The sequence below is a fragment of the Stenotrophomonas sp. Steno-C17 genome (assembly GCF_056393165.1).
Genome location: NZ_JBWJPD010000002.1, coordinates 181,240 through 195,677 on the forward strand (window position 1 = coordinate 181,240; position 14,438 = coordinate 195,677).

General features: G+C 67.0%; 10 protein-coding genes and 3 tRNA genes. 7 read left to right on the forward strand and 6 right to left on the reverse strand.

The genetic code is table 11. From position 1 onward, the window contains the following. The first annotated feature begins 204 nt into the window (after positions 1 to 204). The 3 genes from AC06FA_RS02680 to AC06FA_RS02690 are packed head-to-tail and all read left to right on the forward strand — an operon-like array spanning position 205 to position 4,843. Positions 205 to 1,449 carry an efflux RND transporter periplasmic adaptor subunit gene (locus AC06FA_RS02680; protein ID WP_478066998.1) on the forward strand — a complete coding sequence of 415 codons (1,245 nt, stop codon included), beginning with the start codon at positions 205 to 207 and terminating at the stop codon, positions 1,447 to 1,449. Then, positions 1,446 to 3,404 carry a MacB family efflux pump subunit gene (locus AC06FA_RS02685; protein ID WP_478066999.1) on the forward strand — a complete coding sequence of 653 codons (1,959 nt, stop codon included), beginning with the start codon at positions 1,446 to 1,448 and terminating at the stop codon, positions 3,402 to 3,404. The genes AC06FA_RS02680 and AC06FA_RS02685 overlap by 4 nt, the downstream gene beginning before the upstream one ends. Positions 3,405 to 3,406: 2 nt before the next feature. Continuing rightward, on the forward strand, positions 3,407 to 4,843 hold the full coding sequence (locus AC06FA_RS02690) for a TolC family protein (RefSeq protein WP_478067000.1): 1,437 nt from the start codon (positions 3,407 to 3,409) through the stop codon (positions 4,841 to 4,843). A 93-nt stretch (positions 4,844 to 4,936) separates the two neighbouring features. Here AC06FA_RS02690 and rlmB read toward each other — a convergent pair whose 3' ends face one another. From rlmB to rnr, 3 genes are all read right to left on the reverse strand, one after another. Further along, positions 4,937 to 5,680, reverse strand: coding sequence for a 23S rRNA (guanosine(2251)-2'-O)-methyltransferase RlmB (rlmB, locus tag AC06FA_RS02695; RefSeq protein ID WP_478067001.1), 744 nt, complete (start codon positions 5,678 to 5,680; stop codon positions 4,937 to 4,939). A 93-nt stretch (positions 5,681 to 5,773) separates the two neighbouring features. Further along, a complete protein-coding gene (locus AC06FA_RS02700; protein WP_478067002.1) occupies positions 5,774 to 6,268 on the reverse strand; it encodes a GFA family protein in 495 nt (164 codons plus the stop codon). 222 nt (positions 6,269 to 6,490) lie between these two features. Next, entirely contained in the window at positions 6,491 to 8,956 is a 2,466-nt protein-coding gene (rnr, locus tag AC06FA_RS02705; protein WP_478067003.1) for a ribonuclease R, read from the reverse strand. Positions 8,957 to 9,084: 128 nt separating this feature from the next. Between rnr and AC06FA_RS02710 the strand changes: the two genes are divergently transcribed. Together AC06FA_RS02710 and AC06FA_RS02715 are read left to right on the forward strand one after the other, a co-directional pair. Next, a tRNA-Leu gene (locus AC06FA_RS02710) sits at positions 9,085 to 9,169 on the forward strand. 205 nt (positions 9,170 to 9,374) lie between these two features. Continuing rightward, a tRNA-Leu gene (locus tag AC06FA_RS02715) sits at positions 9,375 to 9,459 on the forward strand. A 164-nt stretch (positions 9,460 to 9,623) separates the two neighbouring features. Here the strand turns inward: AC06FA_RS02715 and AC06FA_RS02720 are convergent. After that, positions 9,624 to 10,370, reverse strand: coding sequence for a sulfite exporter TauE/SafE family protein (locus tag AC06FA_RS02720; RefSeq protein WP_478067004.1), 747 nt, complete (start codon positions 10,368 to 10,370; stop codon positions 9,624 to 9,626). A 97-nt stretch (positions 10,371 to 10,467) separates the two neighbouring features. Here AC06FA_RS02720 and AC06FA_RS02725 point away from each other — a divergent pair, with 97 nt between their 5' ends. After that, a complete protein-coding gene (locus AC06FA_RS02725; protein WP_478067005.1) occupies positions 10,468 to 11,361 on the forward strand; it encodes a LysR substrate-binding domain-containing protein in 894 nt (297 codons plus the stop codon). A gap of 56 nt (positions 11,362 to 11,417) precedes the next feature. After that, positions 11,418 to 11,502: transfer RNA gene (locus AC06FA_RS02730), tRNA-Leu, on the forward strand. A 156-nt stretch (positions 11,503 to 11,658) separates the two neighbouring features. Here AC06FA_RS02730 and emrB read toward each other — a convergent pair. Next, positions 11,659 to 13,245 carry a multidrug efflux MFS transporter permease subunit EmrB gene (emrB, locus tag AC06FA_RS02735; protein ID WP_478067006.1) on the reverse strand — a complete coding sequence of 529 codons (1,587 nt, stop codon included), beginning with the start codon at positions 13,243 to 13,245 and terminating at the stop codon, positions 11,659 to 11,661. Between the two features lie 8 nt (positions 13,246 to 13,253). Then, positions 13,254 to 14,432, reverse strand: coding sequence for a multidrug efflux MFS transporter periplasmic adaptor subunit EmrA (gene emrA, locus AC06FA_RS02740; RefSeq protein ID WP_108749086.1), 1,179 nt, complete (start codon positions 14,430 to 14,432; stop codon positions 13,254 to 13,256). Positions 14,433 to 14,438: the final 6 nt, after the last annotated feature.

Here is a 14,438-nt window from a genome sequence, read left to right on the forward strand (position 1 = left end):
GGGGCGATTTTCCCGTGTCGGGAGCTGAACCGCATCCTGTCCATTGCGTAGCACTGTATCGCCGCCGGGACGGGATACCTGTGGTTACGCGCGCTACCCGACAGTGTTACATACAGACACACCCCGAGGATTGAGCGCGGCCTCGCCCGCTCTTCACAATGCCTGCCAACGCCGCGCTGCGGCCCCCAGAGTGAAGCCCCTGACGTGATCTCCCGCCTGTTGCCCGCGACCCGACGAGGTCGCCTGATGCTGATCGCCACGCTTGTGCTGGTTGTTGCCGTGGCGGCCTGGTGGCTGCTGCGCAAGCCCGCCGCCCCCGCCCTGGCCACCACCGCAGTCAGCCGCGGCGATATCGAACAGACCGTGGAAGCCACCGGCGTGATCGATGCCTACAAGCTGGTCAGCGTGGGCGCCCAGGCGTCCGGCCAGATCAAGTCGCTGAAGGTGCAGCTGGGCGACACGGTGAAGGAAGGCGACCTGATCGCCGAGATCGACGCCACCACCCAGCAGAACCAGGTGCTCAACGCGCAGGCATCGCTGGACCAGGTGATCGCCCAGCGCGCCGTGCAGCAGGCCACCCTGCGCCAGGCCGAGCTGGATTTCGCCCGGCAGCAGCAGATGCTGGCCGCCGAAGCCACCTCGCGCCAGGAATACGATGCCGCCGAAGCCACGCTGAAGACCGCACGCGCGCAGCTGCAATCCTATGAAGCGCAGATCAAGGGGCGCGAAACCGAACTGGGCACCGCCCGCGCCAACCTGGCCTACACCCGCATCACCGCCCCGATGGACGGCACCGTGGTGGCCGTGGTGGCCGAGGAAGGCCGCACGGTGAATGCCAACCAGACCGCACCGACCATCGTGATGCTGGCGCGGCTGGACGTGGTCACGGTGAATGCCGAGGTGTCCGAGGCCGACGTGGTGAAGATCAAGGCCGGCATGCCGGTGTACTTCACCACCCTGGGCGACCCGGACCGCAAGTACCACGCCACGCTGCGGCAGATCAATCCGGCGCCGTCGTCCATCGCCAATGAAAGCTCGTCCAGCTCCAGCAGCTCGTCCAGTTCCAGCTCCAGCAGTGCGGTGTACTACAACGCGCTGTTCGACGTGGAAAATCCGGACGGCACCCTGCGCATCGACATGACCGCACAGGTATCGGTGCTGTTGAACCAGGCCAAGGGCACGCTGCTGGTGCCGGCCGTGGCGCTGGGCCCGAAGACCCGCGACGGCCAGCGCATGGTGCGCGTGGTCGGTGAGAACGGCCAGCCGCAGCCGCGCAAGGTGAAGGTGGGCATCAGCAACGGCGCCAGCGCGCAGATCCTGTCCGGCCTGGAAGAAGGCGAGCGCGTGGTGGTGGGTGAAGCCAGCGCTGCGGCGTCCAGCAGCGGCAGCAACAACCGCAGCGGCAGCATGCGCATGGGCCCGCCGGGCGGCATGGGGCCGCGCCGATGAGCCCTGGCGCCCCCCTGCTGCGCCTGCGGGACCTGCGCCGCGAGTTTCCCGCCGGCGACGAAACCATCGCCGTGCTGCGCGATGTCAACCTGGATATCCATGCCGGCGAAATGGTCGCCATCGTCGGCCAGTCCGGTTCGGGCAAATCCACCCTGATGAACATCCTGGGCTGCCTGGACCGGCCCACCCGTGGCAGTTACCAGGTGGCTGGCCGCGAGACCGGCAACATGGAACCGGACGCACTGGCCGAACTGCGCCGCGAACATTTCGGTTTCATTTTCCAGCGCTACCACCTGCTGGGCGATCTGGACGCGCGCGGCAACGTGGAAGTGCCGGCCGTGTACGCTGGCAGCCCGGGCCCGGTGCGCAACGCCCGTGCCGAGCAGCTGCTGCAACGGTTGGGGCTGGGCGACCGCATGCACCACAAGCCCGGCCAGTTGTCCGGCGGCCAGCAGCAGCGCGTGTCGATCGCCCGCGCCCTGATGAACGGCGGCGAGGTGATCCTGGCCGACGAGCCGACCGGCGCACTGGACACGAAATCCGGCGAAGAGGTGATGACCATCCTCGGCGAGCTGCATGCCGAAGGCCACACCATCATCATCGTCACCCACGACATGAGCGTGGCCGAACACGCCCAGCGCATCATCGAGATCCGTGACGGCGAAATCATTGCCGACCGTGCCAACCCGAAGGCGCCCAGCCAGCGTGCGCAGCGTGAAGCCAGCATCGGCGTGGCCCACGGCAGCAGCTGGCGCGCGGCGCGTGACCGCTTCACCGAAGCGTTCCGGATGGCCCTGCTGGCCATGAATGCACACCGCCTGCGCACCTTCCTGACCATGCTCGGCATCATCATCGGCATCGCCTCGGTGGTCTCGGTCGTGGCCCTGGGCAACGGTTCGCAGCAGCAGATCCTGCAGAACATCAGCGCGCTGGGTACCAACACCATCGACGTCTATCCCGGCCGCGGGTTTGGTGACATGCGCTCGGCACGGGTGCAGACCCTGAAGGCCACCGACGCCGATGCACTGGCCACCCAGAGCTACGTGGACAGCGCCACGCCCAGCGTGTCCACCTCGGTCACCGCCCGCTACCGCAACCAGTCGGCCACCGCACAGATCAGCGGCGTGGGCGACCAGTACTTCCGGGTGAAGGGCATCACCCTGCTCAGCGGCAGCTTCTTCGACACCGACCCGGTGAAGGGCCTGGCGCAGGAAGCGGTGATCGACGAGAACACCAAAACCCAGTTCTTCCCCGACAGCGACCCGGTCGGCCAGGTGATCCTGCTCGGCAACGTGCCGGTGCGCGTGGTGGGCGTGGCCAAGAAGCAGAGTTTCGGCTTCGGCGGCAGCACCAGCCTGGGCGTGTTCGTGCCTTACACCACGGTGATGTCGCGCATGCTGGGGCAGAGCCACGTGTCCAGCATCACCGTGCGCGTGAATGACGAAACGCCGATGGATGCGGCGCAGGAAGCGATCACCCGCCTGCTGACCCTGCGCCATGGCACCGAGGATTTCTTCCTGAGCAACAGTGCGGAGATCCGCGAGACCATCGAACAGACCACCCGCACCATGACCCTGCTGATCGGCGCCATCGCCGCCATCGCCCTGCTGGTGGGCGGCATCGGGGTGATGAACATCATGCTGGTGTCGGTGACCGAGCGCACCCGCGAGATCGGCGTGCGCATGGCCGTGGGCGCGCGGCAGAGCGACATCCGCCAGCAGTTCCTGATCGAAGCGGTGCTGGTCTGCCTGCTGGGCGGCCTGCTCGGCGTGGGCCTGGCGCTGCTGCTGGGCGCGCTGATCGGGCGCTTTTCCAGTGATTTCCAGGTCCTGTTCTCCATCGCCTCGATCGTGGCCGCATTCGCCTGCTCCACCCTGATCGGCGTGGCCTTTGGTTTCCTGCCGGCACGCAGTGCCGCCCAGCTCGACCCGGTGGAGGCACTGGCCCGCGAATGAAGATGATGATGACCCGACTGCCTTTCCCCGCTCCTCCCCGCCTGCTGCTGGTCGGCGCCGTGCTGCTGGCGCTGTCCGGCTGCGCATCGGTGGGCCGCTACCCGACCCAGGATCCCGAAGTGGCGGCCACCTGGGGGCGCGGCGACGCGACCCTCAACGCGCCCGCCGACGACCCGCGCAGCAGCCTGGATACGCCCGGCCGTGATATCCGCCAGGACACCTGGTGGCAGGGGTTCGGCGATGATCGCCTGGACCGGCTGGTCGCCCGTGCACTGGCCGCCAACAGCGACCTGGGCGCCGCGGGGCTGGCGGTGCAGCGCGCGCGCCTGCAGGCCGGGCTGGCCAGCAATGCGCTGTGGCCACAGCCCTCCTCGTCGGGCGTCAGTGGCAGCGGCAGCCGCGCCACCGACCAGGGCGACGACTGGAGCCGCAGCTACTCCACTGGCGTGTCGCTGGGCTGGGAAATCGACCTGTGGGGACGCCTGCGCACGCAGCACGACATTGCCCGCTGGGAAGCCCAGGCCAGCGAGGAAGACCGGCAGAACACCGCCCTGCTGGTGATCGGCGACACCATCACCCAGTACTGGGCGTTGGCCTATCTGAACCAGTCCATTGCCAGCGGCCAGGCCAACCTGGAGCGCCTGCAGCGCACCCGCGACCTGGTGCAGGCGCGCTTCGACGCCGGTGCGGTATCACGGCTGGAAGTGCGCCAGGCAGAGCAGAACCTGCAGTCGCAGCGCTCGGCGCAGAGCGCGCTGGAACAGCAGCGGGTGGAAGTTCGCAATGCGCTGACCGTGCTGCTGGACGGCACGCCGTGGCCGCAGCAGGACGAGCCGCAGAACCTGGACGATGCGCGCAGCCCGGCCATTGCCGAGGGCCTGCCGGCCGATCTGCTGGGCCGCCGCCCGGACCTGCGCGCGGCGGAGCTGCGCCTGCGCAACAGCCTGAAGACCATCAAGGTCACCGCCACCCAGTACTACCCGGCGCTCAGCCTGACCGGCAGCGTGGGTTCCAGTGCCAGCTCGCTGGGCGATGTGCTGCGCAACCCGGTGGCCACGTTGGGCGCCGGCCTGTCCTTGCCCTTCCTGAACCTGCAACGGGCGCAGCTGGACACCGACATTGCCGGCACCGCCTACCAGATCGATGCCACCAACTTCCGCAAGACGCTGTACACGGCGCTGTCCGAAGTGGACAACGCACTGTCGGCGCGCGAACAGCTGGCGCGCCAGGTCGAGGCTTCGCAGGCGTCGTATGACCAGGCGGTGGAAGTGGAACGCGCGCAGGAAGTGCGCTACCGGGTGGGCGCCACCGATCTGCGCACCTGGCTGGAAGCACAGCAGACCCGGCGCGATGCCGAACTGTCGCTGGCCCGCGTGCGGCAGAGCCAGTTGAACAACGACGTCACCCTGTTCAAGGCGCTGGGCGGCAGCACGGGGTAACGGGGTCGGATCCCTCTCGCAGAGAGGGCTCTGACCCCACTCTGCCGAGGGGTCAGAGCCCTTTTCCATGGAAAAGGGATCCGACCCCGCCGTTCAACCGCGCTGGCGCACGGCCTCGAACAGGCTGACGCCGGCGGCGACCGAGACGTTCAGGCTCTCGATCTCGCCCGGCATCGGAATCTTCACCAGGCCATCGCAGTTTTCGCGGGTCAGGCGACGCAGGCCGTCGGCCTCACCGCCCAGCACCAGCGCGATGTTGCCCTTCAGGTCCAGGCCGTACAGCGAGGCGGTGGCCTCGCCGGCCAGGCCGTAGATCCACACGCCCTGCTTCTGCAGGTCCTTCAGGCAGCGCGACAGGTTGGTCACCGCCACCACCGGAATACGGTCGGCGGCGCCGGCCGAGGTCTTGCGCACGGTGGCGTTCACCGTGGCCGACTTGTCCTTGGGAATGATCACCGCGGTGGCACCGGAGGCTGCCGCCGAGCGCAGGCAGGCGCCCAGGTTGTGCGGGTCCTGCACCTCGTCCAGCACCAGCAGCAGGGCCTTGCCCTCGGCGGCGGTCACCAGCCCTTCCAGCTCGTTCTCGCTGTAGGTGCGCGCAGCGGCGTAGCGCGCGGCCACGCCCTGGTGGCGCACCGAACCGCCCACGCCGTCCAGCGCCTGGCTGTTGACCTTGCGCACGTCGATGCCCTTGCGGCGGGCGTTTTCTTCGATTTCGGTCAGGCGCGGGTTCTTCGCACCGGCCTCGACCAGCACCTCGCGGACGTTGTCGGCGTCGTTCTCGATGGAGGAGGCGACGGCGTTGACGCCGACGATCCACTGGCTGTTCTTGCTCATGCGGGCGGGGACCGGAAAGGGGGTGGCTATGGTAGAGCATCGGCGGCGGCCGCGCTGCGCGCTCGCCGGGCATGGCCCGGCGCTACCCGCCGTTCATCCTTCGGATGGACGGCTGCGCGCTGGCCAGTGCGGGGTGTCGTGGTCGGGGTGCTGGTGGGACACGATCGTGGCCAGGAACTCCAGCGCTGCCACATCCTCCTCGGTGCGGCGGGCCGGCAGCCGGGCCAGCTCATCGACGAAGGGCAGCTTGCGCTCAGCCCCGTACTGGATGCTGGGCGGCAACAGCTCTGGCTGGTCGAACGCCCCTGCTGCCACGGCCATGCCATCGGGTGCTTCGTAGGTCAGCGGCGTGCCGCAGTCGGCGCAGAAGCCCCGCTGCACGACATTGGATGACTGGAAATGGCGCGGCTGACCGCGGGTCCAGGTGAACTGCGCGCCGCGCACCGACACCAGCGGGGCGTAGTACGCACCGAAGGCTTTCTGGCACATGCGGCAATGGCAGATCGAGCTGTCGGTCAGCTGGCCGCGCACCTGGAAGCGGATCGCGCCGCACTGGCAGCCGCCGCTGTACTCGGGATGGCCTTGCATGGTGGGTTCCTCGGAAACGTCGTGCCAACCAAGGTTGGCACCTACCGGGTGAGGAACGTGCCAACCAAGGTTGGCACCTGCCGGGTGGGGATGTGCCAACCAAGGTTGGCACCTACCGGGTGGGATGTGCCAACCAAGGTTGGCACCTACCGGGTGGGATGTGCCAACCAAGGTTGGCACCTACCGGGTGTGGTGGGTGCCGACCGTTGGTCGGCACACCCTTCAATATTGCTTCTTGGTCCGCTTGGCCGGCTTGCCGCGCTCCGGCAACGGCGGCAGGCCGTCACCTTCGTCTTCGCCCTTGTGCTCGACCAGGCGGAAGTCGATCTTGCGTTCTTCCATGCTGGCCTTCAGCACCAGGATGCGCACGCGGTCGCCCAGCCGGTAGCTGGCACCACGGCGCTCGCCGCTCAGCGTTTTCCGGGTCGCGTCGAACTTGTAGTAGTCCTGCGGCAGCTGGGTCACGTGGACCAGGCCCTGCACCTTGGAATCGTCCAGCTCCACGAACAGGCCGAAACTGGTCACGCCGCTGATCACGCCGTCGAACTGGCCACCGACGTGCTTCTCCATCCACGCGGCACGGTAACGCTCGTCCACTTCGCGCTCGGCCTCGTCGGCACGGCGTTCGCGTTCGGAACATTGCAGGGCCAGCGCGGCCATCTCGCGCGCGTTGTAGGTGAAGGTGTCCAGCGGCTTGCCGGACAGCGCGTGCTTGATCGCCCGGTGCACCAGCAGATCGGGGTAGCGGCGAATCGGCGAGGTGAAGTGCGCGTACGCCTCCAGTGCCAGGCCGAAGTGACCGTGATTGTCCGGGCTGTAGATGGCCAGGCTCTGGCTGCGCAGCAGCACCGATTCCAGCAGCGTGGCATCGGGGCGGTCACGGATCTTCTTCAGCAGCTTGGTGTAGTCGCCCGGGCGCACCTTCGACCACGGCGGCAGGCTCAGCTTGAACTCCTTGAGGAATTCCAGCAGATCGGCGTACTTGGTTTCCGGCGGCTTCTCGTGGATGCGGTACGGCGCCGGTACGTGGCGCGACAGCAGGTACTTGGCCGCCTCCACGTTGGCGGCGATCATGCATTCTTCGATCAGCTTGTGCGCATCGTTGCGCACCAGCATGCCGGCCTGGGTCACTTCGCCGCGGTTGTCCAGCACGAAGCGCACTTCGCTGCTTTCAAATTCGATGGCACCGCGCTTGGCGCGTGCCTTGGCCAGCACCTTGTACAGCTGGTGCAGGCGCTGCACCTGCGGCAGCAGATCGCCGATGAAGGCCTTGGTATCGGCATCGTCCTCGCCCACCGCCTTCCACACCTGGGTGTAGGTCAGCCGCGCGTGCGAGTTCATCACGGCTTCGTAGAAGCGCGAATGGCTGACCACGCCGTCACGGTCGATCTGCATGTCGCAGACAAAGCACATGCGGTCGACCTTGGGCATCAGCGAGCAGATGCCGTTGGACAGCGTCTCCGGCAGCATCGGCACCACGAAGCCGGGGAAATAGACCGACGTGGCGCGCTTCTGCGCTTCCTCGTCCAGCGGCGTGCCGGGACGCACGTAGTTGGACACATCGGCAATGGCCACCACCAGACGGAACCCGTCGGCGTTCGGCTCGCAGTACACCGCGTCGTCGAAGTCCTTGGCGTCCTCGCCATCGATGGTGACCAGCGGCGTACTGCGCAGGTCGACGCGGTTGCCGATCATCGCCGGCTCGACCACCAGCGGCACCGAGGCGGCTTCGTCCAGCACGTCCTGCGGGAACTCGAACGGCAGTTCATGGCCGTGGATGGCCGTTTCCACCACCAGCGAAGCGGTCAGCTTGTCACCCAGCACCGCAATGATGCGGCCGATCGGCGGACGACGGCTGTCCGGTGCCTGGGTCAGTTCGCAGACCACCAGCTGGCCATCGCGCGCGCCACCGGTCTGGTCCGGCGGTACCTGCACGTTGCGCTGGATGCGCTTGTCATCGGGCACCACGTAATTGATGCCCATTTCAATGCTGAAGCGACCGATCAGGCGGGTCATGCCGCGCTCAAGCACGCGGGCAATGCTGCCTTCGCGGCGGCCGCGATGATCGATGCCGGTCACCCGCGCCAGCACCTTGTCACCGTGCATGACCTTGCGCATCTCATAAGGCGGCAGGAACAGATCGTCGCCGCCCTCGACCGGGCGCAGGAAACCGAACCCTTCCGAATTGGCGATCACCACGCCGGTGACCAGGTTCAGGGTCTGGATGGGGGCAAAGCCGCCGCGGCGGTTCTGCACCAGCTGTCCGTCGCGCACCATCGCGCCCAGCCGGCGCGACAGCGCCTCGGCACGATCGGCAGCGGTCAGGCCCAGGCGCGCGCCCAGCTCTTCGGCGGTCTGTGGCCCTTCGCAACGTTCCAGCAGCGCCAGAATCGCCTCGCGGCTGGCGATGGGTTGTTCGTACTTTTCTGCTTCGCGGGCTGCATAGGGATCATCGATCACCTTGCCGGCTGGCGGCAGCTTGCGGCCCGGGGCCGGGCCTGGCGCGGCGGCATCGGCGCTGCGGCCCTTGCGGCCGCGCGGCGCTGCACCGCCTTCATTCAATTCCGGGAACCAGCCCGGCAACGGCTTGCCCGGCTTGGTGGTGCGGGCAGCGCCCGCCTTGGCGCCCTTCTTCGGGGCCTGGCTGCGGGACTTGCTCCCGCCCTTGCTTGGTTTTTTGGTAGTCATCGCCCTACATGGTAGCCGTTGCAGGCGTGCACGGCGGGTCAGCGGCCCGGTTTGCACGCGGGCGTGAATTTTTTGCGCGAAAGCGTTGACAGCCTGCCGATTCATCTTCACAATTGCGCCTCTGGAACGCCCAGGTGGCGGAATTGGTAGACGCACTAGTTTCAGGTACTAGCGGGTAAAACCGTGGAGGTTCGAGTCCTCTCCTGGGCACCAACGAAAAAACTCCTCGCTTCGGCGGGGATTTTTTTTGCCTGTCCTCCAGCAGCGGGGTCGGATCCCTTTCCACAGGAAAGGGCTCTGACCCCAAGCAAGTGGGATGGGGTCAGAGCCCCTTTCGCAGGTGAAACGGGATCCGACCCCGGTTCTGCAAAAGGTGTTGACACCCCCGTAACAACACCCCATAATCTCGCTCCTCGACGCCCAGGTGGCGGAATTGGTAGACGCACTAGTTTCAGGTACTAGCGGGTAAAACCGTGGAGGTTCGAGTCCTCTCCTGGGCACCACGTCGAGAATGAAAAAGACCCGCGAAAGCGGGTTTTTTCATGCCCGTCATCCGGGCCACACCGCTCTGTAGAGTCGAGCCATGCTCGACTGATGGTCAGAGCAGTCGAGCAAGCTCGACTCTACAAATCGGTGCAGTCGAGCATGGCTCGACTCTACAAAGACATCAGAACAACGGTCGCAGCACCAGCTCCAGCCCCAGCAGCAGCAGGAACCCCAGGAAGCACGCGCGGAACACCCGTGCGCTGATGCGCTGCCGGATCACCTGCCCCAGCCACATGCCCGCCAGCGCCGGCAGCACGGCCAACGCACTCATGCCCAGCTGCTGTACGCCAAAGGCGCCATGCAGCACCAGGCCCGTGGTCAGCGAAATCGTCGATACGGTGAACGCCAGGCCCAGCGCCTGCACCAGCTCGTCGCGCTGCAGGCCCAGCGACTGCAGGTAGGGCACGGCCGGCATCACGAATACGCCGGTGGCGCCGGTCACCACGCCGGAAATCGCCCCGACCAGCGGCCCCAGCCAGCGCTCACGCCGCTGCGGTACATGGAACACCGGCGCGACCAGGGCGTACAGCGCATACACCACCAATGCCACGCCCAGCGCCATGCGCGAGAGATCACGGTCCACCCGCACCAGCAGCGCCGCCGAGCCCAGCGTCACCACCACCACCGCCAGCATCATCGGCCACAACCGCCGCACGGTATGGCCCAGCGATGGACCGGACAACAGCTGCCAGGCATTGGTCACGAAGGTCGGAATGAACAGCATCGATGCGGCCGCCACCGGCGACAAGGCACCGCCCAGCAAGCCCATCGCTACCGTCGGCAGGCCCATGCCGGTCACACCCTTGACCACGCCGGCCAGCACGAACACCACCACCAGCAACCCATAGAAGTACATCGTCTCGTTCATGCCGCCATTGGATCGGCCCTGGCAACGGCGCACAATGCGGCTTTGCGGTCGAAGCCTTCGGACCACCCGAAGGCAAGCCCGCGCCGAGGCTCTCCCCATGCGACTGGACATTGCCGATCTGCGCCTGTTCCTGGCCGTAGCCGATGCAGGCAGCATCACCTCCGGCGCGGCACAGGCGAACCTGGCCCTGGCCTCGGCCAGCGAACGCCTGCGCGCGATCGAAGCCGATGCCGGCAGCTCCCTGCTGACGCGCCATCCACGCGGTGTCAGCCTGACCGAAGCCGGCGCCGCCCTCGCCCACCATGCGCGCCTGATCCTGCAGCAGCAGGCGCAGCTGCGCGGCGAACTGCAGGCGTTCGCACACGGTGCGCGCGGCACCCTGCACCTGTACGCCAACACCGCTGCGCTGACCAACTACCTGCCCTCGCGCCTGGCACCCTGGCTGGCCCAGCGGCCGCGGCTGCGGGTGGAACTGCACGAACGCACCAGCACCGATATCGTGCGCGCGCTCGGCGCCGGCCAGGCCGAAGCCGGCATCATCAGCGACGCGGTGCCGGCCGAAGGACTACAACGCCATGTGGTAGCCGAAGATCCGCTGGTGATGCTGCTGCCCGGCCACCACCGCTTCGCCCAGCGTCGCAGCGTGTCCTTCGCCGATGTGCTGGGTGAAACCTTCGTCGCGCTGGCCGACGGCAATGCCCTGCAGACCTATGTGGAAGAACTGGCGGCCGAGGCTGGTCGCGTGCTGGATGTGCGCATCCGCATGAAAACCTTCGAAGGGCTGTGCACGATGGTGGGCCATGGCATCGGCGTGGGCATCATGCCGCGCACGCTGGCCCAGCAGCACCGACGCCGCACGGGCACCGTTGCCGTTCCACTCGACGATGCCTGGGCACAGCGTCGCCTGTGCGCGTGCTTCGCCGACGCGCAGGCACTGTCGGCGCCGATGCGCAGCCTGCTGCAGCACCTGGGCGTTCGCACTGAAAAATAAGTGTGAAATTGTGTTGACACATTGGCGTGCGTACCGCACAATTTCTCTCCTGAGTCGCCCAGGTGGCGGAATTGGTAGACGCACTAGTTTCAGGTACTAGCGGGTAAAACCGTGGAGGTTCGAGTCCTCTCCTGGGCACCATGACTCAAGATGATCAAACCCGCGAAAGCGGGTTTTTTCGTTTCCGGGGTTTGCAGAGTGCACGGCCTCTGGATCCATCCACGCATGGCGTGGATGCGGGGCAAACAAAAACCCCGCCTTGCGGCGGGGTTTTTGCATTTCAACGGCAATGAACGATCAATGCCCGCCGGCGGACGCGGCACCGGCGCCGGCACCGAACGGCGGCTTGGCCAGCCACAGGAAGGCGATGATCGCCAGGAACGTCCAGCCCAACAGGTAGAAGATGTCGTTGAACGCCATCTGCGACGCCTGGTGGTTGATCATGTTGTTGAGCACCGCTGCGCCATGCTGCAGGTCGCCCTGCCCCATCGCGGTCACCTGGTCCTGCATGCCCGGCTGGTAGGCCGAGATGTGTTCGGTCAGGTCGGCATGGTGCACCTGGGTCCGTCGCGCCCACAGCCAGGTGGTCAGCGACGCAGCGAAACTGCCGCCCAACGTACGCAGGAACGTCGCCAGGCCGGAACCCGCCGCAATCTCGCGACCGTCCAGGTCCGACAGCAGGATCTGCAGCACCGGCATGAAGAACAGCGCCACGCCCACACCCATGATCAACTGCACGCCGGCCACGTGCGCGTAGTCCACCTGCAGGTTGAAGTTGGACCGCAGGAAGCTGGTGAACGACAGGAACACGAACGCGAACGAAGCGATCATGCGCATGTCGAAGCGCGAGGCGTACTTGCCGACGAACGGGGTCATGATCACCGGCAGGATGCCGATCGGCGCCGTGGCCAGGCCCGCCCAGATGGCGGTGTAGCCCATGTCACGCTGCAGCCATTGCGGGATCAGCAGCGACACGCTGAAGAACGCCGCATAGGCCACCACCATCGCCAGCGTGCCGGCGCGGAAGTTGCGGTGGCGGAACAGCTTCAGGTCGACGATCGGGTCCTTGTCGGTCAGTTCCCAGATCAGGAACACCGCCAGCGCCACCACGGCCACGCAAGCCAGCACCACGATCTTGGTCGACGCGAACCAGTCTTCGTCGTTGCCCAGATCGAGCACCAGCTGCAGCGCGCCCACGCCGATCACCAGGGTGACCAGGCCGACGTAGTCCATCTTCGGCTTTTCAATCTGCTCCGGGCGCCCCTTCAACTGGTTGCCCACCACCAGCGCGGCGAAGATACCCAGCGGCACGTTGATCAGGAAGATCCATTCCCAGCTGTAGTTGTCGGTGATCCAGCCGCCCAGGATCGGGCCGCAGATCGGCGCGACCACGGTGATCATCGCCAGCAGGGCAAGCGCCTGCCCGCGTTTCTCGCGTGGATAGATCGACACCAGCAGTGACTGGGTGATCGGGTACATCGGGCCGGCCACGAAGCCCTGCAGCGCACGCGAGACCACCAGCATGCCCATGCTCTGCGCCAGGCCGCACAGCAGCGAGGTGATGACGAAGGCCAGCGTGGCCCAGATGAACAGCTTGCGCTCGCCGAAGCGGCGGCTGAGCCAACCGGTCAGCGGCAGCGCGATGGCCGTGCTGACCGCGAACGAGGTGATGACCCAGGTGGCCTGCTGCGAACTGGCGCCGAGGTTACCGGCGATGGTGGGCAGCGAGACGTTGGCGATGGTGGTGTCGAGCACCTGCATGAACGAGGCCATCGCCAGGCCCACGGTGCACAGGGCCACGCTGGGCGGCAGGAATCCGGCGGCCGCACCCGGCGCCGCCGGTGCGCCCGGCGTTCCGGGCGCGGCTGGAGCTTGTGCGGACATGGCCGACCTCAGCTCGCCTTGGCCTGCTGCGGCAGGTTGCCCTGGATGATCGTGTGGATCACCTCATCGGCATCGTGCAACTGCTTGGCGTACACATCGGTGTCGAACACGGTGCCCTTGGCGGCAGCGGTCGGCAGCACTTCACCCTTCTGGTCGCGCAGGCTCACTTCGGCCTTCATCGACAGGCCAATGCGCAGCGGGTGTTCGGCCAGCTGCTTGGCATCGATGGCGATGCGCACCGGCACGCGCTGCACGATCTTGATCCAGTTGCCGCTGGCATTCTGCGCCGGCAGCAGCGAGAACGCCGAACCGGTGCCCAGGCCCAGGCTCTGGATACGGCCGGTGTACTTCACATCACCGGCGTACAGGTCCGACTTCAGCTCCACTTCCTGGCCCAGGCGCATGTGGCGCAGCTGGGTTTCCTTGAAGTTGGCTTCCACCCACATCTGTTCGGTCGGCACCACGGCCATCAGGGCGTTGCCCGGCTGCACGCGCTGGCCCACCTGCACCGAACGGCGGGCAACGTAGCCGGTGACCGGCGCGACGATGCCGGCGCGGGCGTTGTTGAGGAAGGCCTGGCGCAACTGGGCGGCAGCGGCCTGCACGTCCGGCTGGGTGGCGATCACGGTGTCATCGACCAGCGCGCGGTTGCGCTCGACGGTCTCGCGCGAACCGGCCACGGCCGCTTCGGCGGCCGCCAGCTCGTCGCGGGCGTGGGCCAGTTCTTCATTGGAAATGGCGCCGGTGGCGGCCAGGTCCTTGCGGCGGGCGAAGTCTTCGCGCACGCGCTTCAGGGTCACCTGGCGGGCGTTCAAGTCCGCCTGGGCACCTTCCACGCTGCGGTACAGGCCACGGGTCTGGCGCACGGTCTTGGCCAGGTTGGCTTCGGCCTGCTGCAGCGCCACCGAGGTGTCGGCCGGGTCCAGCTGCACCAGCAGCTGGCCGCGCTCCACGCGCATGCCGTCATCGGCATTGATGGCGACCACGGTGCCCGGCACCAGCGGGGTGATCTGCACCAGGTTGCCCTGCACGTAGGCGTCGTCGGTTTCTTCGAACCAGCGGCCGAACATGAAGTACCACAGCGCCAGTGCGGCAAGCAGCAGCACGACGATCACGAACAGGCCGCGCAGCAGGTTGCCGCGGCGGTTGGGGGCGGCGGGTGCCGCAGGAGTCTGGGTCTGGCTCATGGCAGG

Excerpts from the sequence above, each read along its gene's own strand:
- AC06FA_RS02685 (WP_478066999.1), top strand. The coding sequence starts at position 1,446 with ATGAGCCCTGGCGCCCCCCTGCTGCGCCTGCGGGACCTGCGCCGCGAG.
- AC06FA_RS02690 (WP_478067000.1), top strand. The coding sequence starts at position 3,407 with ATGATGATGACCCGACTGCCTTTCCCCGCTCCTCCCCGCCTGCTGCTG.
- rlmB (WP_478067001.1), bottom strand. The coding sequence starts at position 5,680 with ATGAGCAAGAACAGCCAGTGGATCGTCGGCGTCAACGCCGTCGCCTCC.
- AC06FA_RS02700 (WP_478067002.1), bottom strand. The coding sequence starts at position 6,268 with ATGCAAGGCCATCCCGAGTACAGCGGCGGCTGCCAGTGCGGCGCGATC.
- rnr (WP_478067003.1), bottom strand. The coding sequence starts at position 8,956 with ATGACTACCAAAAAACCAAGCAAGGGCGGGAGCAAGTCCCGCAGCCAG.
- AC06FA_RS02720 (WP_478067004.1), bottom strand. The coding sequence starts at position 10,370 with ATGAACGAGACGATGTACTTCTATGGGTTGCTGGTGGTGGTGTTCGTG.
- AC06FA_RS02725 (WP_478067005.1), top strand. The coding sequence starts at position 10,468 with ATGCGACTGGACATTGCCGATCTGCGCCTGTTCCTGGCCGTAGCCGAT.
- emrB (WP_478067006.1), bottom strand. The coding sequence starts at position 13,245 with ATGTCCGCACAAGCTCCAGCCGCGCCCGGAACGCCGGGCGCACCGGCG.
- emrA (WP_108749086.1), bottom strand. The coding sequence starts at position 14,432 with ATGAGCCAGACCCAGACTCCTGCGGCACCCGCCGCCCCCAACCGCCGC.